14 protein-coding genes and 2 pseudogenes are annotated in these 22,537 nt (G+C 40.2%); 10 read left to right on the forward strand and 6 right to left on the reverse strand.

Annotated elements, in window-relative coordinates; all coding sequences use genetic code 11:
* Nucleotides 1–13: 13 nt before the first annotated feature.
* The gene (gene nagB-II / locus BAE46_RS09170) at nucleotides 14–1,012 is read left to right on the forward strand and encodes a glucosamine-6-phosphate deaminase NagB-II (protein WP_070112446.1); all 999 of its coding nucleotides are present in this window, start codon (nucleotides 14–16) and stop codon (nucleotides 1,010–1,012) included.
* 298 nt (nucleotides 1,013–1,310) lie between these two features.
* Here nagB-II and BAE46_RS14350 read toward each other — a convergent pair.
* Nucleotides 1,311–2,390 (reverse strand): annotated as a pseudogene (locus BAE46_RS14350) (IS3 family transposase).
* Nucleotides 2,391–2,566: 176 nt separating this feature from the next.
* On the opposite strand from BAE46_RS14350, the gene BAE46_RS09185 reads away from it, so the two are divergent.
* Together BAE46_RS09185 and BAE46_RS09190 are read left to right on the forward strand one after the other, a co-directional pair.
* Nucleotides 2,567–2,896, forward strand: a complete 330-nt coding sequence (locus tag BAE46_RS09185) for a DMT family transporter (protein WP_006006989.1) — start codon at nucleotides 2,567–2,569, stop codon at nucleotides 2,894–2,896.
* Nucleotides 2,897–3,494: 598 nt separating this feature from the next.
* The gene (locus BAE46_RS09190; protein ID WP_244884998.1) at nucleotides 3,495–5,552 is read left to right on the forward strand and encodes a TonB-dependent receptor; all 2,058 of its coding nucleotides are present in this window, start codon (nucleotides 3,495–3,497) and stop codon (nucleotides 5,550–5,552) included.
* Between the two features lie 675 nt (nucleotides 5,553–6,227).
* Here the strand turns inward: BAE46_RS09190 and BAE46_RS09195 are convergent.
* The gene (locus tag BAE46_RS09195) at nucleotides 6,228–7,256 is read right to left on the reverse strand and encodes an AraC family transcriptional regulator (RefSeq protein WP_070112450.1); all 1,029 of its coding nucleotides are present in this window, start codon (nucleotides 7,254–7,256) and stop codon (nucleotides 6,228–6,230) included.
* A gap of 109 nt (nucleotides 7,257–7,365) precedes the next feature.
* Here BAE46_RS09195 and BAE46_RS09200 point away from each other — a divergent pair, with 109 nt between their 5' ends.
* The 7 genes and pseudogenes from BAE46_RS09200 to tnpC form a co-directional block, all read left to right on the forward strand.
* Nucleotides 7,366–8,994, forward strand: a complete 1,629-nt coding sequence (locus BAE46_RS09200) for an FAD-binding oxidoreductase (RefSeq protein ID WP_070112452.1) — start codon at nucleotides 7,366–7,368, stop codon at nucleotides 8,992–8,994.
* 13 nt (nucleotides 8,995–9,007) lie between these two features.
* The gene (locus BAE46_RS09205) at nucleotides 9,008–10,720 is read left to right on the forward strand and encodes a glycerol-3-phosphate dehydrogenase/oxidase (RefSeq protein WP_070112454.1); all 1,713 of its coding nucleotides are present in this window, start codon (nucleotides 9,008–9,010) and stop codon (nucleotides 10,718–10,720) included.
* A gap of 5 nt (nucleotides 10,721–10,725) precedes the next feature.
* Nucleotides 10,726–12,318, forward strand: coding sequence for an FGGY-family carbohydrate kinase (locus BAE46_RS09210; protein WP_070112456.1), 1,593 nt, complete (start codon nucleotides 10,726–10,728; stop codon nucleotides 12,316–12,318).
* Nucleotides 12,319–12,488: 170 nt separating this feature from the next.
* Nucleotides 12,489–14,825, forward strand: a complete 2,337-nt coding sequence (locus tag BAE46_RS09215; protein WP_070112458.1) for a TonB-dependent receptor — start codon at nucleotides 12,489–12,491, stop codon at nucleotides 14,823–14,825.
* Nucleotides 14,826–15,181: 356 nt separating this feature from the next.
* The gene (locus BAE46_RS14810) at nucleotides 15,182–15,463 is read left to right on the forward strand and encodes a hypothetical protein (RefSeq protein WP_070112460.1); all 282 of its coding nucleotides are present in this window, start codon (nucleotides 15,182–15,184) and stop codon (nucleotides 15,461–15,463) included.
* Entirely contained in the window at nucleotides 15,460–15,732 is a 273-nt protein-coding gene (tnpB, locus tag BAE46_RS09225) for an IS66 family insertion sequence element accessory protein TnpB (RefSeq protein WP_216094983.1), read from the forward strand. The genes BAE46_RS14810 and tnpB overlap by 4 nt, the downstream gene beginning before the upstream one ends.
* A 115-nt stretch (nucleotides 15,733–15,847) precedes the next feature.
* A pseudogene (gene tnpC / locus BAE46_RS09230) lies at nucleotides 15,848–17,056 on the forward strand (IS66 family transposase); the annotation flags it as partial.
* Nucleotides 17,057–17,142: 86 nt separating this feature from the next.
* Here tnpC and BAE46_RS09235 read toward each other — a convergent pair.
* From BAE46_RS09235 to BAE46_RS09250, 4 genes are read right to left on the reverse strand one after another with little or no spacing between them, the layout of a single operon-like run.
* Nucleotides 17,143–18,120: a HupE/UreJ family protein gene (locus BAE46_RS09235; protein WP_070112467.1), complete on the reverse strand. Its 978-nt coding sequence runs from the start codon at nucleotides 18,118–18,120 to the stop codon at nucleotides 17,143–17,145.
* The gene (locus BAE46_RS09240) at nucleotides 18,120–18,944 is read right to left on the reverse strand and encodes a hypothetical protein (protein ID WP_141729329.1); all 825 of its coding nucleotides are present in this window, start codon (nucleotides 18,942–18,944) and stop codon (nucleotides 18,120–18,122) included. Before BAE46_RS09240 ends, BAE46_RS09235 begins: the two co-directional genes overlap by 1 nt.
* 11 nt (nucleotides 18,945–18,955) lie before the next feature.
* The gene (locus BAE46_RS09245; protein ID WP_083256846.1) at nucleotides 18,956–20,881 is read right to left on the reverse strand and encodes a DUF3604 domain-containing protein; all 1,926 of its coding nucleotides are present in this window, start codon (nucleotides 20,879–20,881) and stop codon (nucleotides 18,956–18,958) included.
* A 39-nt stretch (nucleotides 20,882–20,920) separates the two neighbouring features.
* A complete protein-coding gene (locus BAE46_RS09250; RefSeq protein WP_070112472.1) occupies nucleotides 20,921–22,522 on the reverse strand; it encodes a GMC family oxidoreductase in 1,602 nt (533 codons plus the stop codon).
* Nucleotides 22,523–22,537: the final 15 nt, after the last annotated feature.

The raw sequence follows: 22,537 nt of genomic DNA on the forward strand, positions 1-22,537 counted from the left end.
AATAGATAATTTTATGACTAGCACCATAATGGAAAGTGAAGCAAGACAATCTCCAATAGTGATTCAAAAGCAGCTTGAACTAAACGGCACAATAGTAAAGGAGATTGCTCGTAAACTTGTATTTTTAAACCCCAAAATGGTCATGATTATTGGTAGAGGCTCTTCTGATCATGCTGGCGTCTTTGCTAAATATTTAATTGAAATAGAATTGAACATCCCAACATGTTCAGCAGCACCTTCTGTCTCCAGTATCTACAAAAAACAATTAAAGTTAGATTCAGCTCTCGTTATCGTCATATCTCAGTCTGGTAGAAGCCCCGATATCATTGAACAGGCGAAGATGGCGAAATCTGGTGGTGCATATTGCATTGCAATTGTGAATGATGAAACGTCCCCACTCAAAGATATTGTAGACCAAGTTTTACCCATTCGTGCAGGAAAAGAAGTATCAGTAGCCGCAACAAAAAGCTATTTAGCTACATTATCAGCTCTGGTTCATTTAATAGCCGTGTGGTCGAAAAATAGGGCACTCTATGCATCTCTAAAAGAACTTCCTACTGTTTTGCAAAAGGTCACTGCTAATGAAATTCAATTGCTACCAAGCGATTTTGAACATATCGACAACATGGTAGTCCTGAGTCGCGGTATTAGTTTTGGAATTGCAAAAGAAATTGCGTTAAAACTTAAGGAGGTGTGCAGTATTCATGCTGAAGCTTTTAGCAGTGCTGAGTTTCTTCACGGGCCAATTACTTTGGTCGAGAAAGGACTACATATTTTAAACTGTGACGTTAAAGATGAGTGCGAGGAGTCTCATCGTGAACAAATTAATGGAATTATTGAGAGAAACGGACAAATTGTTCTTCTAGATCAAGCTGGATTGAAAACACATCCTAGATTAGCACCGCTCTTAATTTTACTACGCTTCTACATCGATATAGCGAATGTTTCTGTGGCTCTTGGACTCAATCCTGATGCGCCTAAAGGTCTAAAAAAAGTCACACAAACACTCTGAATTCAAAAAATCGCATAAGAGTGTGTGCACAACGACTTTTTGATGGGGCTCAATACCATTACTGTGTTGTCATGACGGTACACAATGGCCAAATTACCTCTATCGTGAGTGATAACTCGAATTACGACGTATTTCTTGATGGTTTGTTCTTGATGGTTTGCTTGTCCCAGGTTTTGTCGATCTCCAAGTAAACGGTGGCGGTTCTATTTTATTTAATGCCAGTCCAACATTGAGCAGTCTTAAAAAAATAGTATCTACACACTCAATGTTCGGCACCACTGCAATGTTACCGTAGTGGTCAAGTCTTTTTGGCCACAGGTTTAGAATATTTCCAGTATCTCATTTCCGATTCATTTGGCGTTAAATCACCGTTCACGTTGATTGTCGCTTAATACATTGGTGCATTATCCCAACAATTACCGCGTCTGCTCATACTTTGAGTTAACCGATATCGCCAAAGATGTTGCCTAAATTGACGGCTTGTATAATGACTTCCCTGATCGCTATGGAACATGATATTTTTAGGTCTGCCGCGACTTTCAAAGGCCATTGTTAAGGCTTGGCAGGTTAAATTACTATCGGGCGAATGACTCATGGCCCAGCCAACTGGTTTTCGTGCAAACAAATCTAACACTACCGCTAAGTATGCCCATCGAGTGCCTGTCCAAATGTACGTCACATCGCCACACCACGCTTGGTCAGGCTCAATAACAAAACTGCCTATCCAACGTGTTGGGAATAGCCACGTGCTCCTGAGTGGCTTTCTTATAAGCATGTTGGGGAACTTGGCAACTCACCAAACTGAGCTTTTTCATTATATTGCCAGCCCGATAACGCGTTAATGGAAAACCATTATTTGTTGCCATGACTGCCACCGTTCTTGCACCTGCTGAGCCATTGCTTTGCCGATGCACTTCTTTCACTTGGCAATGCAGTTTAGCTTGCGTGGGTGAAAGCCGCTTATCACGCTAATGCAAGTATTTATATGTGCTGCGGTGAACTCCAAATACTTCACACAGCAACTTTATTGGGTAACGGCGTTTATCGCTCTGACTCAGTTCCTCGACTAGCGAGAGTTGTTCATGGAGTCCGACATCAACAGAGCGGTAGCCTTTTTTAATATTTCCTTCTCTAACTCAGCACGCGCAAGACGCTTCTTCAAATCACGAATTTCTATCTGCTCAGGTGCTATTGGTAATTGCTTTACCCTAATACCTTTTAGCTCTTGTTTGAGCTGACTTACCCATTTGTTAATAGTGGAAGGAGCAACACTCATTGCCCCTGCTGCTTCTTCCTAGCTGTAATTTTGGTCAACAACTAATTGCGCCGTTTCCAACCTAAACTCAGGGCTATGAGTTGGTCGTTTCTTTGTCTTCATTTTTGTCACCTAATCTTGCTATGCAAATAGCATAACATTTCTAGTTAGGTGGCCAAATTAACTATGCCACTACACTGCTATTTGTTGCCTCTAATTAAAAATTATAGACGACAAGCATGGTGACACAGGGTGACTTCGGGTTAGTATACTACTACATTTTTATCGGAGGGTTGAGTATGGGTTATTGGTATTTGGCAATAGCGATTGGTGCTGAAGTGATAGCAACATTAGCACTTAAAGCATCAAATGGTTTTGCTAATTCAATCTCAAGTATTATTTGTGTGATTGGTTACGCAGTCTCATTTTATTTCTTGTCTTTGGTACTAAAAACGGTTTCAGTCGGTATCGCATATGCTATTTGGGCTGGTATGGGCATTTTTTTAATTACTTCAATTAGTGCAGTTATGTATAAGCAAATACCAGATTTAGCTGCATTTATAGGTATGCTCTTAATTTTATCTGGTGTTGTAATTATTAGCGTATTTTCAAAAACTGTGAGTCATTAAACATATTACAAATAAAGACAGGTCCGGAGTATAAGGCACTCATCAAGCAAGTGTTTTATACTCTAGAAGTACATAATATGAATAACTATTACATAGTCGAGTGCTGGTAACTGATCAACCATAGTTAATTTGATGCTTATTAGTCGCTAGGTGCTAACTAGTTTTATCCGTTACTGTTGCGAGTTTTTCCTCCTTCTCCGACCCTGCTTCTAATAGAGGGGCTCTGCACGACATCTTCAGTTCATTCTAAACCGCTATAGATTATTACTCTTGTGATGTCTCTAATATTGTCGGAACACTGCCATTATGATACCGACTGAAAATATCAGCAAATCTTAAAATAGGCCGTTTCATTACCTTATCAAATAATATATATCTTAATCCAAACTGACATTTTTCAGGGAATGTAAACGTTTCAATACAGCTATTTTTATTTGAAGCTAAAAATATTAATAATGCGAATGAGTCGCATTCCTTTCCGTCTTTTATTATGTATAATGCCCCTCTTAAATTAATGTATTAATGGGTCTTGTTTGACTATAAGGCATGGAGAAGAAAATTGAAATTAAAGTTAACAGCAATTGCAACGGCAGTAATAATGAGCAATATTGCATATGCTCAGAGTCAAAAAGACGTAGAAGTGATTGCGGTAAAAGGACAATACCTTTCTATTAATGAGTCAAACTCAATCAAAACGCCTACGCCAATTATTGACGTTCCGCAAAGCTTATCTATTTTTACGGCAGATCAAATAACTGAACGCGGGATCACCAGCGTTGGGCAAATGATTGATTACACGCCGGGCGTAAACAATTCTCAAGGTGAAGGTCATCGTGATTCAATCGTGTTTCGTGGAAACCGGTCAACAGCAGATTTTTACATAGATGGTAACCGAGACGACGTCCAATACTATCGCGCGCTTTATAACGTAGAACAAGTTGAAATATTACGCGGCCCAAATGCGCTGTTGTTTGGCCGTGGTGGCACGGGCGGCATTCTAAACCGTGTATCAAAAAAGGCACAAGTGGGCGAGCAGTTTAATGCTTATAAAGCGTCATTGAACACATTTGGCGGATTTAACCTTGAACTTGATTCTAATATTGATACGGGCGATACATCTTCAATCCGCATAAATGCGATGTATGAGAGTGTAGAAAATCACCGCGATTTTTATGACGGCGAGCGATACGGTTTTAATCCAACTGCACACATAGAACTAAGCGACGACACCACGGTTGACCTCTCTTATGAGTATATTAATCACCAGCGATTTATAGATCGCGGAATACCCACTGGAAGCGACGGAAGACCTGTAGAAGCTTTAAAAGATGTGGTATTTGCTGATCCTGAAAATAACTATCATGAATTAGAGGCCCATATTTACAAAGCCAACCTAGCGCATCAGTTTACCGATAGTATTAAAGGTAATTTCAGCGCATTTTACGCCGACTATGATAAGGCTTACGCGAATTTTTATGCTAGCGGCTATGACCAAAACACTAACGTTGTTGAGTTAGACGGCTATATTGACAACACTGTGCGCGATAATCTAATATTATCAAGTAACATGGTTGCCGAGTTTCAAACCGAAAGTTTTGGACACACATTGATTGTGGGTGCTGATTTCATTCAAACAAACTCAGACCAAAACCGCTTCAACCCTGTGTTTAGTACGACAATGGATGATCGTGAGTTTTTTGTTGCAAATAAGCCCATTTCTTTAAACGGTTTCGCTGGAGTTAATGCAAGTGGCGAGAGTTTCACTACCGGATTTACTGACTTAAATGATGATACTCGAGTAGGCCTAGATGTATTCTCGCTATATATTCAAGATGAAATTGAAATTTCTGAACACCTAGATATTATCATTGGTGCGCGTTTCGACAGCTTTGACATAGAAGTACTTAATGCAAACCCAAGTGCAATTGAGACACGCTCACGCAAAGATGAACAAGTTTCACCGCGCGCAGGCATTATTTATAAACCTCAAGAAAACGTATCAATCTATGCTAGCTATAGCGAATCATTTTTACCTCGCAGTGGCGAGCAATTTGCAAATATTAATGGTAATAATAATCAACTCGACCCTGATACTTTCGCCAACCAAGAGATAGGAATAAAGTGGGACTTTGCCGACGGTCTCAGTTTAACGGCTGCGTTATTTGAGAATGAACAAAGCTCGCCTCAAGTCGCAGATAACGACCCAGCAACCCTAGACGTAATTGACTCTGAAATATCAGGTTTTGAACTGCAACTCGCTGGACAAGTTACCGATGCATGGTCTGTGTCGTTTAACTACAGTAATCTAGACGGAGAAATAGTCGACCGCAACGGTGGCACAGGACGGTCACCTCGAGAAGTGCCAGAGAGTAATATCTCTATTTGGAATACTTATCAAATTAGTGATGTTATGGGTCTCGGCTTAGGCGCAACTTACCAAGATGAGAGTTTTATCAACAATTCGAACACGGCAACCTTGCCAAGTTATACACGGGTTGATGCATCCGCTTATTATGATGTAAGTGACGCTATGCGTATTCAACTGAATATAGAAAACTTAACAGACGAGTTGTATTACCCTAATGCACACTCTACTCATCAAGCGACAGTTGCCGCCCCTTTAAATGCTAGATTATCAATAATCGGGGGGTTCTAAAGAGTTGAACAGGGCCACATTTTGTGGTCCTGTTCAACTAAATTGGCTTCGATATATATTTATCGACTGGTCTTAAGGGATGATTTTGTTGTGGGCGTCGTTCAAACCCCGTCTTCTTAAATCCAATTTTGTGTCGCATTATATTGTCTTCGATAATTCATCGAGAGCATTATGCGAGCACAGCGCCGAACAAAAGATGAATGGCTTAATAACCCGAATCCTGTTTAAGGAAATTGAATTAAATGCCTGTTCCAGTGCCCGATTTTTCAAGCAAGATTAAACAAATCTAAAAAGGAATAGGTATGAAAACTAGTCGAGTTATATGGAGATGTCGATTATTTTTCCAAAATATTTATCATCTAGTGGCAGAAGCAATTACTGGAAGATGGCACTCAGAACACAATTTCCAATGCAAAATGGTAATAAGCGCTGTTTACCGCCATTTTTAAACTGCGGTAAATACCAGCGCACCTTCGCTGGCGCTAACAGCAATATCTGAGCACAAGCGCATCGCACTTTGATCCATATTCTGTGCCATCATCATCTAATGTCACCGGCAATGTAAAACAGACTAGCCCAATGCGGGGACGTTCAAATGTTCACGTTCAGTCGGAACGCCACTTTTCAAGGCTGTTCACCATTAGCGGAATACGCAAATTACATAAATTATATTTATTAACGGCATGCTTTTGGTGTTTTTCCTGTCCAGCGTTTAAATGCGTTAATAAAGCTTGCGGACTCGCTATATCCCAAGCGTATTGAGATTTGCTCAATACTTAAACTTGTCGTCAGCAAATAATGAAGTGCCTTTTTATTTAGTTCTTCATTTACTAATTGTTGAAAAGTAATGCCCTGCTGTTTTAATTTACGTCGCATTGTACGAGCAGTGAGAAAGTGCATCTTAGCTATGACTTCTAAACTAGGAATTTCATTTTCCACAGCTTGAATGTTTTGTCTTATTTTTCCTGCGAAATTTTCATGTCCGAAGAGCGTAATTTCTTTTATTTTACACTGCTCTTCTAACAATTCACGCGTGAGGGCGCTTGCTAGTGGTAACTGTAAGTCTAGATATCTCTCGTCACACAATATTTCATTATAAGGCATTGAAAAATGCACTATACATTCATATAGGCTTTGATAATGCTCAACACTTGTTGGACATGGAAAATCAAAATGTATGGTTTTAGGTTTTTGCCCAATGATAGATCGGGGAAACATATCTCGAGTCGATAGAAACGCGAATGAAAAGTCTCTTTCTAAATAAAAGCGTCTTAAATCGCCTAATTCGAATTGGTCGCTAAACCTCAATATTGCGTTTCCATCTTTCTTAAAGAAATTAATATCAAAATGGATATGAGAAAGACGAATGTATTTAAGAAAAAACACAATGGCGTCATTCACAGTTTCGCTTAAACCGGCAGCTAAACCAATCAAACCATAGGCGTTAAGTCGGTAATATTGGCCTGCTTTAAATCCTAATTCCTTGTCTAACAATGTGTTCACTAATTCTCGCGTAAAAACCACCTCTTGTTGAAAAGATATCGTCGCATTTGGGTCGCTTAGCAATTGTGCCGCAATATTCGCTTTTGCAAGCATTTGGTCAGCTTGATGACCATTGTTCTGTAATAATTTGACCAACAATGAGATACCGATGATCGATTGAGGAGCATTAGCATCAGCAATAGCAATTAGCTTTGAATTCATCCAGTGATATGTCCTAAATTATTAGTAATACACCCTATTAAAGCATAAAAATAAAGTTGAATTCAGTTTAATATTAAGTGATAAGTAACAAAAATTAACGAGGTATTATATGAAGAGCTGGAATGGTTGGGGTGATGAGAAAAACAATTTTGAGTTTGGATTATCTAAAGATTCTCAAAACTATATTGCAAATATATTGGGAGAAAGTACAGTATTACCTCAAATAACCTTGGATGATGCCATTGCAAAAGTGCCACAATCCAGAGCGCCACAGCATAAACTAATTAACACAGATGCAGAAGTTCGATTACGCCATTGCCGTGGGCAAAGTATTCCGGATTGGCTAGCAACTCATAGTGGTGATTTTGGAACGTTTCCTGACGGTGTAGCATTTCCTAGCACCACTATCGAAGTACAAGAACTTTTACAATTTGCAAAACAAGAAGATCTCATAATTATTCCTTACGGTGGTGGCACATCTGTATGCGGCCATATAAATCCAGAAGAAAATGAACGCCCGATTATTACTGTGGCTTTAACTAAAATGAATAACCTGATTGCTTTGGATCAAAACAGTCAGATTGCCACCTTCGGTGCTGGGACGCTTGGTCCTGATGTCGAGAAACAACTTTCACTGCATGGATATACATTAGGCCATTTCCCCCAGTCTTGGGAGTTATCGACTATAGGTGGCTGGGTAGCCAGTCGTTCTAGTGGTCAACAATCATTGCGTTATGGACGTATAGAGAAGATGTTTGCTGGCGGGAAAATAGAGACGTTACAAGGGACACTAGAGGTTCCGACGTTCCCTGCGTCATCTGCCGGACCTGATGTGCGTGAAATGATTTTAGGTAGCGAAGGGCGAATAGGGATAATAACTGAAGTTAAAGTGCGAGTAACGAAGATAGCTGAGCAAGAAAATTTCTATGTTGCATTTTTCCCTAGCTGGCTAATAGGCATGATGGCTACGCGAAAAATTGTGCAGCAAGGAACACAACTTTCTATGATGCGTTTAAGTAATCCAGTCGAAACAGCATCGCATTTAAAACTCGGAGGTAATGAAACTTCGGTTAAGTACCTAGAGACGTATTTAAGTATTCGAGGAATTCCTAAGACTAATGAACCTCAAAAAACCATGTTTACTTTTGGTATTACCGGAAGCAAAGCACAATGTAAGTCTGCTTTAAAGATCACTAAGCAATTTATCAGTGAACACAAAGGCATATATATTGGCACCGCTTTAGGGAAACATTGGGAACACAGCCGCTTTCGCAGTCCATATTTGCGCCAAGGTTTTTGGGATGTCGGGATAATGGTGGATACGATGGAAACATGCCTTGATTGGTCCGTAGTTCCCGAAGCCTCAAAAGATATCGAATTAAGTATTGCTAACGCATTAAAATGCGAACTTAATTTAACTCCAAACAACAATGAAAAAGTTCATGTTTTTACTCACTTGTCTCATTTCTATGGTCAAGGTTGTAGTGTTTACACTACCTATCTTTTTCGTATGGATAAAGATTACGATAAAACAATGCAGCGCTGGCTTAAATTAAAAGCGGCTGGCGCAGAAGCTATCATAAGACATGGCGGAACGATTAGTCATCAACATGGCGTTGGAAAAGATCATGCCCCCTACTTGCTTGCAGAAAAGGGAGAACTGGGGATGAAAGCGATTAAAGGACTATGTCACGTGTTTGATCCTGAGCAGCGAATGAATCCGGGAACATTGGTTTAGGAATATGATTAATATGTTAAAGAGTCAAACATCATTTACAAATCGTGTTGATTTATTATCTCAACTAACCAAAAACGCGAATGCTGACTCAGAACAAAAATGGGACGTTATTGTCGTTGGTGGTGGTATTGTTGGGGCTGGAATATTGCAGGAAGCGACTCGTCGAGGCTTGAGTGCACTATTAATTGAACAACAGGATTTTGCTTGGGGCACATCGAGTCGTTCTTCGAAAATGGTACATGGAGGCCTTCGATACATAGCTCAAGGTGACGTTAAATTAACTAAACACTCCCTGCAAGAGCGTGAACTTTTATTAAAACAAGCTCCCGGTCTTATTAATCGAATGGGTTACTACTTTGTTGTAAGAAAATCACAATTTCCCGGTCGGTTTATTATGGGAACTCTGCTGAGTATTTACGACTGGCTTGCTGGTATCAAAGACCATAAGTTTTTGAACCTTCAAGAAACTATTAAAAAATTCCCCGGATTAAGGACCGACAAGCTCAAAGGAACTTGTTATTACACGGATACGGTTGTTGATGATTCTCGATTAGTGATGCGTGTTTTGCAAGAAGCAGTTCAAGCTGGTGCTCATGTCCTAAATTATACTAAAGCGAAAACGTTGTTAACGGATCCAAACACAGCTCGAGTTATTGGTGTAATAATTGAAGATACATCCCAAGATTTAAATGATATTACCGATTCAAAATCAAATGAATCATTAACACTAAAATCATCAGTTGTTATAAATGCAACAGGAGCATGGGCAGACAGGTTGCGCAATGAAGTCGTTAATGAACAACGAGTAAGACCATTACGAGGCAGCCATTTGGTGATTACTGAGGGAACAATCTGCCTTGATGGCGCATTAACGTTGCTTCATCCAAAAGATAACCGCCCAGTTTTTATTTATCCTTGGGAAGGGGTCACTGTTATTGGCACAACCGACCTAGACCATACTGAAAATTTAGACAATGAGGCGAAAATTAGTCAAATAGAAGTTGATTATTTGCTGGAAGCATTCAATCAAACCTTTCCAGATAAAGAAATTAGCGCTCAAGATATAATATCAACATGGTCTGGAGTCAGGCCTGTTATTGCTTCAGATAATAATTTTTCGAAAAATGCTTCAAAAGAAGCTCGCACTCACAGCATCTGGGCTGATAATGCGCTAATCACTGCAAGCGGTGGGAAGTTGACCACTTTTCGTTTGACTGCAATTGAGGCAGTTAATGCCGCGATACCATGGTTAGAGCCTGATCAAAAAAATAAATATAGTCAGGAGGGCCATAACGATGATGTGTTTACAAATAGTCCATCTGAACAACTTTTTTTAAATCACCCAAACATTCATAATTATAAAAAATCATGGTTACAACGTCTAACCGGCAGATATGGTAATAATGCTGCCTTGATACTTCAGCAAGTAAACGAAAAAGAAAACCTAATAATAGGTAATACACAATTTTGTTTCGCTGAATGTCGTTGGGCGATTAAAAACGAGGCCGTCATTCACCTTGATGATTTATTACTAAGACGAACTCGTTTGGGGTTACTGTTGAAAAATGGAGCGGAGGAATTATTTCCTGCACTCTATTGTATTTTTCAACAAGAACTGGGTTGGGAAGAGGTGAAATGGCAAGATGAAGTCATGCGCTATAACGAGATTTGGAAAGAATTCTATTACCTACCAAAAACGACTCTTATGTCTAGTAAGCAAGATTGAAATTTATGTTAAAGAAAATAAACAACCAGTCAAACGAAGAAAAATACTTATTAGCACTTGATAACGGAACACAGAGCGTTCGGGCATTGCTATTTGACTTGAACGGTCATTTAGTTGCAAAAAGTAAGGTTGATATCGAACCTTACTTTTCAAAAAAACCAGGTTGGGCAGAACAAGATCCTGACTACTATTGGCAGATGTTAGCAAAATCATGCAATAATTTATGGCCTGAACTTGAATTATTAAAAATAAAAAAATCGCAAATAAAAGGAGTGTCACTGACTTGTCAACGAGCCACTGTTGTTAATTTGGATAAAAAAGGTCGCCCCCTAAGACCGGCATTTGTTTGGTTAGATCAACGAGAGCAAAGTAAACTAGATAAGATGAGTTGGTATTGGCGTGTACTATTTACATTGATAGGTGAAAGAAAAAATATTTATTATTTTAGAAGCCAAGCCGAAGCAAGTTGGATTAAGCATCAGCAACCTGAAATTTGGGAAAAAACAGACAAATTCATGTTTCTTTCTGGCTTTCATAGCTTTAAATTAACCGGAAAATATGTTGATTCAATATCAAGCCAAGTAGGATATTTCCCCTTCGACTTTAAACATCATACATGGGCGAAACCGCTAGCTTGGATATGGCAGGCACTCCCGATTAAAAAAGAGATGCTGCCAGAACTGATTCCCTGCGGGAGCGAGTTAGGCCGGATATCTCAAATGGCTGCAAATGATACCGGTATTCCTGTGGGACTGCCATTAATATCTGCAGGGTCGGATAAAGCTTGTGAAGTTCTTGGGTCTGGCTGCTTAACTCCACAAACAGCAAGTTTAAGCTACGGCACGACGGCAACCTTTAACATAACAAACAGTCACTATGTTGAGGCCGTTAACGGGTTACCAGCCTATCCTGCAGCAATACCAAATAACTATAACATCGAATTCATTGTCCAACGGGGCTATTGGATGGTTAGCTGGTTTAAACGGGAGTTTGGCTTAAAGGAACAACAAATTGCTGAAGAGGAAGGAATTATCGTTGAGAGTCTATTTGACGATTTATTAAAGCAAGTCCCAGCTGGTTCAATGGGGCTTGTGCTTCAACCATACTGGAACCCTGGGTTACGGATACCAGGACCAGAGGCAAAAGGAGCTATGATTGGTTTTGGTGATGTGCATACCCGAGCACATATATACAGATCGATCATCGAAGGTATAGGCTTTGCTCTGCGCGAGGGTAAGGAGTTGTCGGAAAAAAAATATAAAGTAAAAATTACTAAATTAATGGTCTCCGGTGGTGGGTCACAAAGTGATCAAGCAATGCAGATTACAGCAGACATTTTTGGCATGCCCGTGCAGCGACCGCATACATTTGAGACATCAGGGTTAGGCGCGGCAATTAATGCTGCGGTTGGTGTCGGCCTATATGATGACTACGAAAGCGCTGTTGCAAAAATGTCCCACGGCGGCGATGTATTCACGCCAATAGAAGAAAACAAAAAAATATACAATGAACTTTACTTGGACGTTTACAAAAAAATGTATTCCAAGCTTCGCCCATTATACAAGTCCATTTGTAAAATAACTGGCTACCCAAAGTAACCCTTTAGATTCAGAATTATAAACAAAAATGAACTGTCGTAATAAGTTAAAAGCATTACATAAACAGTAAAGTAAAATGGACGACTCAATAATATAGTAAAAAGTAGAAAATGTCACACAGCCCGAATTCAATAAAGTTCCAAATAAAAAATAATAATTAAGGATGCAATATGTCATATAACAAAAAAAAACGTCAATACAGCAAAATCTCGCTCGCGTTATTTACGGTTCTTAGTTCTTCAGTGTCTGCGCAAGATTCAGTAGCGACAATTAAAACTGATAACACACTGGAAGTGATCGAAGTGACCGCGCAAAAAAGGTTACAGAATGCTAAGGACGTGCCTATTTCTATGAGTGCCTTAGGACAAAAGAAGTTGATCGAAGCTAATATAACTAACGCACAAGAATTATCGTCTTTCATTTCAAATTTTTCTGTAAGCCAAACCGGACAAGGTTATAACGTGATTATGCGAGGTCTAGGTTCAGGGCCTAACCAAGGGTTCGAGCAAACTGTTGGTACCTTCGTCGATGGCGTATATCGTGGCCGTGGTCACTTGATGCGCAGTGCCTTTCTGGATGTAGAACGAATAGAGGTTTTACGTGGGCCACAGAGTGCCTTATTTGGTAAAAACACGACCGCAGGTGCGTTAAACTTAACCAATGTAAAGCCGACAGAAGATTTACAAGGTTATATAAATACGAGTTACGATTTTGATTTTGAAACAACTACAATAGAAACAGCTGTTTCTAATTCACTAGGTGAAAGTCTACAAGGACGTGTAGCCCTAAAGTACATTGATGGTGGCGGTTATCTGGATAATATGATTACCGATAATATGGAAGTTAATCATGAAACTTTTTTAGGGCGTGTTTCTCTAGCATGGCAGCCAGTAGACAATCTCAATATAAACTTATCTCTGCAACACGATCAAGATGACTTACTTGGTTATGCACCTACACAAGTCTTTGTCGAACCGGCAGTTGCTAATAGTGGTGCCCCCGTTCTAAATGCGATAAGGGATTATACCTTCGATAATAGGACAGCTAAAACGAATCCGGCCGCTGGTGAGAAAGAACAAGCCGAGTTTAATGCTTCTCATGCAACCCTTAACATTGAGTATGATATGGGTGATACCTTATTGTCTTCAACTACTGGCTTTCAAAGTTATACGCTAGACGGCTCTAATGATCCTGATAACAGTCCATTAATGCTTTTATATCGTTTAAAAAATTATGAAAAATTTGAACAACTGAGTCAAGAAATTCGTCTTACCTCAAGTTTTAGCGGTAATTTTAACTATATTGCTGGTATTTATTATCAAACTACCGATCTTAATTTTCTAGAAGAGACCCGAGTATATCCACTAAATATAATCGGCTATCGAGATTTTAGAGTTGATTCGGATACTATGGCGATTTTTGGTCAGTTTGATTATAAAATATCAGAAAGATGGGAGGCGACATTAGGTTTACGCTATTCCAATGAAACCAAGGATGGTTACCGCAAAGTGGTTGCAATGGACCCTGCAACTCGTACGCCTATTGTAGATCTTCCGCTAGTGAAAGCACCTGCAATTGCTGGAAACTTCCCCAATGGTTTACCAGGCTCTATATTCTCTGCTGTAGTTTTGGGAGGTCAGAATATTTTTGATCACGAGATATCAAATGACCGCGATGAAGGTCATTTCACTCCTTCAATAAATATAAAATATAAAATGAAAGAGGCAATGTTTTATGCTTCCGTTGCTACAGGAGCAAAAGCAGGTGGTTTTGATTCGCGTGCAAACAATCCAGATGATTTCGAATTCGAAGATGAATCAGTTATTGCATACGAATTAGGTACTAAGTTGACTTTATTGGATGGAACAGCAGATATTAACATTGCTGTGTTTAATATGGTCTTTGATGACTTACAAACCTCAGTTTATGATGGTAGTACGGGCTTTTTCGTTCTAAATGGTGGTCAAGCAACATCTCGCGGAATCGAACTTGATGGTCGCTGGGCATTTGCTGACGACTGGATGCTCACTAGTAGTTTAGGTTATTTAGACTTTACGTGGGATAAATTTACCGGTGCAAAATGCTTTAAAAGTGCCGCAAAAACGTCTAATAATATTGAAGCTGGTGGCGCGTCATGTGATTTATCGGGTGAAACCAATGCATACGCGCCTAAAATCTCTGGCAGCATCGGCCTAGAGTACAATGTCGAACTAAACGATTCATTAGAACTAAAAATCGCGGTAGATTCTCTGCATAAATCGGACTACTACACTAATCCTGATTTAAATCCTTTTACTAGGCAAGAAGACTTCACTAAGTTTAACGCTCGTATCTCCTTGGTAGACATCAATGGCAAATGGCAAGTCGCTCTGCTAGGTAAAAACTTAACCAACGAAATAACTAAAAGTAATTCTGTCGATATGGCCTTGATGCCAGCAGGTTTTTATAACGTTTGGACTGAACAAGGCAGAAGCATATCATTGCAATTAAATTATAATTTCGAGTAACATAAAATAAGCCGAGTTTAGCCCTCTTCAGTGGTTCTATTGCAACGTGCAGAGATAAAGTCTCTTTCGTTAATATGGTTTGTGGGGAAAAAGCGCAAGAGCAAATAAGGAACACCTTCTGATTAGGTGTTTCTTTTTATTGACTCCAGATAATTATTGCGAATATGAGCGCAGCTTGACTGAAATAGTTAGAGTCCGGGCAAAATAAAACAATCCGAATATACTCTATATTGTCTAGTAACCGTCCGAGCAATTACGCCTAGCGTAACCCATCTATAATTCAGACACTAAGGTTTTGATAACACCGAGACCTTAGATGACAATACGTACAAAAGATGAATGGCAAGCCATAATGGATGCCAAAGCAGTATCGCCCCCATCCAACGTTGACTTCTGTCGCCAGCCAAAACATTCCCATACAAACCTTTTATTACCAGCGACATGCCAGGGTCCGTTCCAAAGCTCACAATAAAAAACGACTGTTAGCTACCGCTAAGGTTGAGCCAAAGCTGATAAAAGCAAAGCTTATCAGCGCACCCACCTCAGTTGTCGTGCAAACGCATCATGCCCAAGTATCGCTTTCATCGCAATGCGACCCTCTTTGGCTAGCGGCTTTATTAAAAGGCTTAGCCGCATGAGGATGTTCGTGGAGCAGCAGCTCGATGCGTCAGTATTATCGGGTGCGCTGTTTGTGTTTACCAACAAGGGCCGCAACAAAATAAAGGTGTTGTATTGGGATAGCACCGGGTTTGCCCTGTGGCATAAACGCCTTGAAAAAGACATGTTCAAATGGCCAAAGTCAACGGCGGCGAGCGTTATGCCCAATGAGCAGCCGTTGCAAAGCTTGCTTGGCGGCTTTGCCATTGAAGGGCATAAACCCTTGTTTTATACAAGCGTTGGCTTATAACATTCGATCATAAGTACGGATTATTGATCACCATTTAATCTACCTAAAAACAACCGCTTAGCCTTTTATTACTGTAAAATATGAGCGATGAAAACGACAGCAGAACAGCGCATAAAAGATATGCGACTGCTGCCAAGGCGAATTGCATCGTATCGGCACAGATGTCACCGAAAAGCTCGAGTTCATACCGGCCAGCGCCAGAGTCATTGAGCATCACCGTCCTAAGTATGGTTGCCGGTTGTGTGAGAAACAAGGCACGTCAAACCCTATCAAACAAGCGCCTGTACCTAACAGCGTAATGCCTAAAAGCTATGCGACACCTAACTTAGTCAGCCAAATAATCACGCGTAAATATCAATTCGGTTTACCGCTTTATCGTCAAGAGCAAATCTTTGCGCAAATTGAGATTGAACTGAGTCGAAAAACGATGTCTGACTGGGTGATTAAGATAGCCGCGACCTTGAGCCAATTATTATATGAGCCTTGGCACAACATATTACTTGGGCAAGGTGTGATGCGGGCCGATGAGACACCGCTTAAAGTCATTACGGATGACAATCTAAAATCGCAGATGTGGGTGTATAACTCAGGGGCCGATTCACCCAAAGGGAATATAAAAGAGGATGACACGCGCAATATTGAGCTCTACGAGTATCAGCCTACGCGGCGCGGGCAGTGCCCCATAGACTTCTTGCGGGGTTACGACGGCTACTTACAAGTAGATGGTCACCCTTCATATCATGCCACACAAGCCAGACTCGTAGGGTGCATGGCACATGCGCGGCGTAAGTTTATTGAGGCTCAAAAGCACCAAGTTAACGGCAGTAAGAAGGTGACGAAAGCGGATTTGGCGATTAACCATATTCAAAAGCTGTACCTTGTGGAAACCCTAATTAAAGACATGACGGTTGAGCAGCGCTATGCCGTTAGGCAAGAAAAAAGTAAGCCTTTACTCGACCAGTTCAAAACCTTGCTAGACAAATCGGCTGTGCAAGTGACGCCTGATAGTGGCACCGGTAAAGCCGTTAAATACGCTCTGAATCAGTGGGGAAAACTCATTCGTTATACACAAGATGGTCGTCTAAATATTGATAATAATAGAAGTAAGCGGGCAGTAAAATCGTTCGTGATTGGGCGAAAAAATTGGTTATTTAGTCAAACCGCGACCGGCGCAAACGCCAGCGTGGTTTTGTATAGCGTCATTGAGACCGCTAAGGCTAACGGACTAGTCCCCTTCGATTATCTTATGCATGTGCTAGAAAAATCTGTTGAGCCGGCTTGTAACGTAGAAAGTCTAATGCCATGGAATGTTACGTTAGACTAGGTGTAATTGGTCGGACGCTTACCAATTAGCTTCTCTATGTAGGTCGAGAGTAAAGGCGATGCATCCGTAACACAGTAGAGTGAATGTTATAAACTTAATAATCGAGTAATGAACCAAAATCCAGCGATACCACCTATTCCTAAGGCAAGGAAAAATTGGCAATGTTTTATTATTCTTGTTGGGCTCAATCTAGCTAGTAAAATCAATGAACCTATAAATAATAACTGGCCTAACTCTACACCAAGGTTAAACCCTAACACAGCTTGAAAAACCCTTGTTTGGGGAAAGCTTAAATCTAGCAGCACACTGGCAAAACCGAAGCCATGCAATAGACCAAATAGACTGGTAATTATAAACGGATGTTCTTTGGTAAAAGATATGTAGTTACTATCCCTCAAAATCTTAATTATTTCTCGGGCTAAAAATACAATACTTAAGGCGATACTGGTTTCCACTGCAATTATTGGGAGCGTAAATATGCCCAAAACTGAAGTCACCAAGGTTACTGAATGAGCCAAAGTAAAACCAGTAATTACAAATATTAAATTCTTATTAATTCCGATTAAAAGCATCAACAGTAGTACAAAACAAAGATGGTCCCAGCCAACTAGAATATGTTTTATACCCAAAAGCGTATAATCAACAAACACGTTAGTGCTGCGTTTGACTAGTATAATTAATGGGCTGTCACTGCTGGCTTTCTGAATGGTTTCCACTTTTTCGAGACTTGTATATTTGATTACTATTGCATAATCATTGCCACTTAAAAATTGTAAATCTAGAGATTTGCCGCCTAATGTCGTTTCACAAACAAGACGATACTGCTGGTTCTTTGTGTTTAAGCTATTTAGATTAATTGTGAGGTTAGCAACACAATCATTTGGAAAGACAGTCGTAAGTGGAATATCTTCGCGAGTAATAACCGGTAATTTGGTCACAACATCATATGTATATGGTTTTGAATGAGATGTTTCTGTTATATCAATTAATCCTAACCTGATGTCATCAGCTTTCGAAGTGCCTATTATAAGTAAAGCAAAAAAACATACAAACAGCCTTTGCACTAATTAATATCCTGTATATCAATATTATAATTATGCTTAAGTTTCTCGAATAATAAAGCCTCATTTTTCTCCGCTTCATCACTTGTAAAATCAAGCACCACTTTGGAACTAACCTCCTCGAACTGAGGCATCGTTTGTGCGTAAATATTACTTACATAAATAACAATGCGTGAATCTGACTCTGTAATAACGGGTAGCCAGCTAGGCGACAAGACATCCTCTAGAGGCCTTATCCAATGTTCAGGCAGACGCTGTTTTAATTCAGTTAGAGTTATATTGTTAATAGATTGATTAAATCCCGAAATGGCTAACAGTCCCTGTTCTTCAGCATCAGTAAATGTTAAGTCTTTGAGGACAATTGATAGCTTTGACTCTTCGTAGTCCCATGTTGTCTCGGACAACTTTCCAATTGATATATCATAACGCTTTGCTCGTATATACTTTTTTTGATTATCATTAAAATATTCAATTAAGGTGTTTCTATTTGAAGATGCCTGCTCAATTAATGAGTCTGATAAAAAAAGGATTTTTTGATAAAGCCAAAAGCGAATATTTGAATCATTTTGATCAAGCCCCATCTTTATTGCCTGTGCCGCAAACACTTCCTCCTTAATCCGTTGTTGAATAAGCGTATCTAATTCATGATCACTGGGTTCTCTAAAGTAAGCCTTCTCCCATTTTGACGAAAGCATTTTGATGTCAGCCTGACTGATAATAATCTTAGGAACTTGCTGATTACTTAATGCATAATCAACAATAAATATAAGAAGAGTAATGCCAGCAAAATAGAGCAAGGGCTCTCTTAAAATACGTTGTAGCGTCAATTTAAATCGCCTCAATTAACCCATATTGCCGAGCTGTATGCTCTCTCTGTAACGATCATGTCGACATTGGCCGGAAATGTTTGAGCATATTTTTTCGCATCAAACGCAGTCCATCTAGGGGTAGGAATTTCCAATATACGAGTGTAGTAAAACGATTTTTGATTAGCTTGATACGTTGGGTCTTTCCATGTAATTAAAAACTCTTCACTCCCTATTGTGTTTGTGTATGTTGCATTGGCTATATCAACAGTATTTCCTACTTCATTAAGCTTACCATTAGCATCAAGCTTGCGGTCTCCAGACCATGCAACATTAAATACTTTTTCGTGTAATTCTCCGTCTTTATCAACCCAGCCTTTTATAATCTGCGCTCTGTCTAAATTCGCTCCCATCGGATCTTTTATGGCATTTATGAGGAAAGTTGGTGATTTTATTGTTTGCTTGTTTTCATCGAGAAGTAACGTGCCCCCCATCGGTACACCCTTCATATATGCCGTTTTTATCCAACTGTGAGATGATAAAAGTGCATCATCATAGGCCCAGCTAGCAAACATACGTAATTGAATTCTCGGTCCGGTTGTCGCATAGGTTTCTTTTCGTTGCATTGCATCAAATATTCCTTCACGAGTATTCTGTGAAGCCCAAACTGCAGCTAAGCCAGCAGATGCCATTTTCCAACCAGGGTTTATAAGGACCCCATTCTGGCTTTTACTAACCGGCCGTTCCCAGCGCTTAGAACTAGGCTCAGATGAGCTGTGTTTACCATAGAATTCACTTTCATCGCCAGCAACAATACCAGTGTGAGAATCTGAGCTGCCGATTACGCCAAATTTATATGGGTTTGCGCCAGTTTTTTTGTCAAGTGCCAAACCTCTTTTTAAAGCATCACGCACGTAGCTGCCCGGTAATTGGCTATTAGTTGTTTTAGTAACCATGCTCAAATTAGCCACATCCCATGTTTCGTAATCTGCGAATTCATCGTTAGGAGAAAGAAACGGATGGGTTTCAGAATCACCTTTGATTTGTGTTATTTCGACCAAAGGTTCCCAGCGCGCTCGCAACTCATTATATTCTTTGTCCAAGGGTGCGTCATTCAGTTTGGTAAAGGCAAACATTAGCCCACCACTTAAATTTGGATTATGCGGAATAGCTAACACACTGCCCTTAGTGCGTTTTTCATATGCTGCAAGCGCCTCCCATAATTGTTCTGGGTTGTGAGCCGTTCTGTTGCTATCTATTGGTAGTGTTTGCGATACCTTATCAATGCCATCACGGTAAATGACCACTCTATGCAAATTATTCCCTTTTTTCATTGCACTCCATTCAAAGCCATGCATGACAGTAAACTTACCTGGCTCGTTGTGACCCTCACTAACTTTTAAATACTGTTCCCAAGCATTCTTTGTAAATTCGGGATTATCCAAAATAATTTTTGGTAAGGTGCCTCCGCCCTGTGCAACAATAATTTCGCGTATCGCTATGAAGGCTTGTTTACGGTCGGTATTCAGCATTTTTGACCAACGTGCAACGATCGGATCTTCTGTAAATAATTTATTCCCCGAATATATCTCGTCCATGATAGCGAATCCTTCAGCATGATCAGCAATCACAATAAAGTCGAGGGGGCGGTTAAGTTTGACCTGTTGCCCTGTCGAAGACTCGATAGTCTCTCCTTTGGCAATGCGGTAAGCATCATCGGGGCTTAGCGTATTACCATATCCTCTAGCATCACCGGATATGCGCGTATGTAGATGAGTATCGCCCCAAAAAACTTTTGTTGGCGTCTCAGTAGCCAAGTAATGTTGAGCGTCATTAGTTTGTGCAGTTACCTCACTGGATATAGTAATTGTTGTGACAATCGCTACAATGCTGAAGAGCAACACATCTACTTTACGAGCACTAACTTTTCTAGCTAACTTAATAAATTTAATTCCCATATAAATCACCGAATCCTAATTAATTATGTGTGAAGATGGTTAATCAGCCAATATTAAATCTGCCATTTTCTCTGCAATGGCGATTGTCGGTGCATTTGTATTGCCACTTATTAATGTGGGCATTACCGACGCATCAATAACTCTCAATGCGGCAATGCCATGTACCTTCAACTCAGCGTCCACTACAGCAAGTTCGTCATGACCCATTTTACACGTGCCAACGGGATGATAAACCAGACCGAGGCGTTCTTTCACTTTAGCAAAAATATCATCATCGGACTCATTTTCAGACCCAGGATACATCTCATCTATCCTGTACTCATCAAATGCAGGAGCGGCCATGATTTTCCTTAATTGGCGCATACCATCAATAATGACTTGACGGTCTTTGCCTTGTTCATCGGAAAAAAAATTAAAATCGATAATCGGTTCATCTAAGTAGTTATTGGATTTTAGCTGAATGTTGCCTCGGCTCTCGGGGCGCAACACGCATACATGACAAGAGTAACCGTGGCCGCTCATGAGCCTTAAATCTCGTCCGTTGTCGTCAAACAATAAAGGACCCATGTGTAATTGAATATCCGGTCGGGTAAGTCCGCCTGAGGATTTTAAAAAAGCACCAGCCTCCAGCATACTATTGGCTAATTTACCTTTCTTTTTAAAGATATATTCAAATATGTCGGGAATCATTTTTAACATACTCAGTGGTGACGTAGTAAAGCCATCACGTTTTTTACTGCGCACTAAGATACAGGCATCAACATGCTCCTGAAGGTTCTTACCTACTCCGGGCAGGTGCTTTGCAACAGAAATATTGTGTTTAGCCAATTGCGCTTCATCGCCAATACCTGACAGCATCAGAATTTGAGGCGACTGTATGGAGCCTGCACTTAGAATAGTTTCTTTATTAGCCATTATGATGTGCGTTTTGCCACTGATGTCTACTTCAACACCAATAGCTTTATTGTCTTTGATTAAAATGCGTTTGACTCGAGCGCCCGTTTTCACGTCTAAATTAGGTCGAGACATGGCAGGGAGCAGATAACCCCTTGCCGCGCTGCAACGCTTTCCGTTTTTTATAGTGCACTGATAATAGCCGATCCCTTCTTGGTCTTCACCATTGAAATCGTTTGTGTATTTAAATCCTGCTTGCTTACCCGCTTCAATAAAACATTTACTAATCTCATAATTAATCGGGCGAGAAGAGACATTTAATGGCCCGCCTTGACCGTGCAACTCATCGGTTAAATCCTCATTGTGCTCTGATTTTTTAAAGTAGGGTAATAAGTCACCAAATGACCAGCCGTCATTGCCTAACGCAGCCCAATGGTTATAATCTTCTGCTTGTCCACGAACATATAGCATGGCATTGGTTGCTGAACTACCACCAAGTCCTCTCCCGCGAGGAATAAACATCGCGTCACCTTTCCTAATGTCAGCCTTTTTCTGGGCATTGAAACTCCAGTTGTATTTCTTTAGGAACATAAACGCGGCAAATGCCCCGGGTGTGTCGACTAAAAAACTGTTGTTATCAGAGCCAGCTTCCAACAGGCAAACGCTATGTTGGCCGCTTTGGGTGAGTCTATTTGCTAATACACACCCAGCAGAGCCGGCACCAATTATTATGTAATCAAAATTCATGAGTCTTCTCCAAGG

The sequence above is a fragment of the Glaciecola punicea genome, assembly GCF_001756615.1.
Lineage (GTDB): Bacteria > Pseudomonadota > Gammaproteobacteria > Enterobacterales > Alteromonadaceae > Glaciecola > Glaciecola punicea.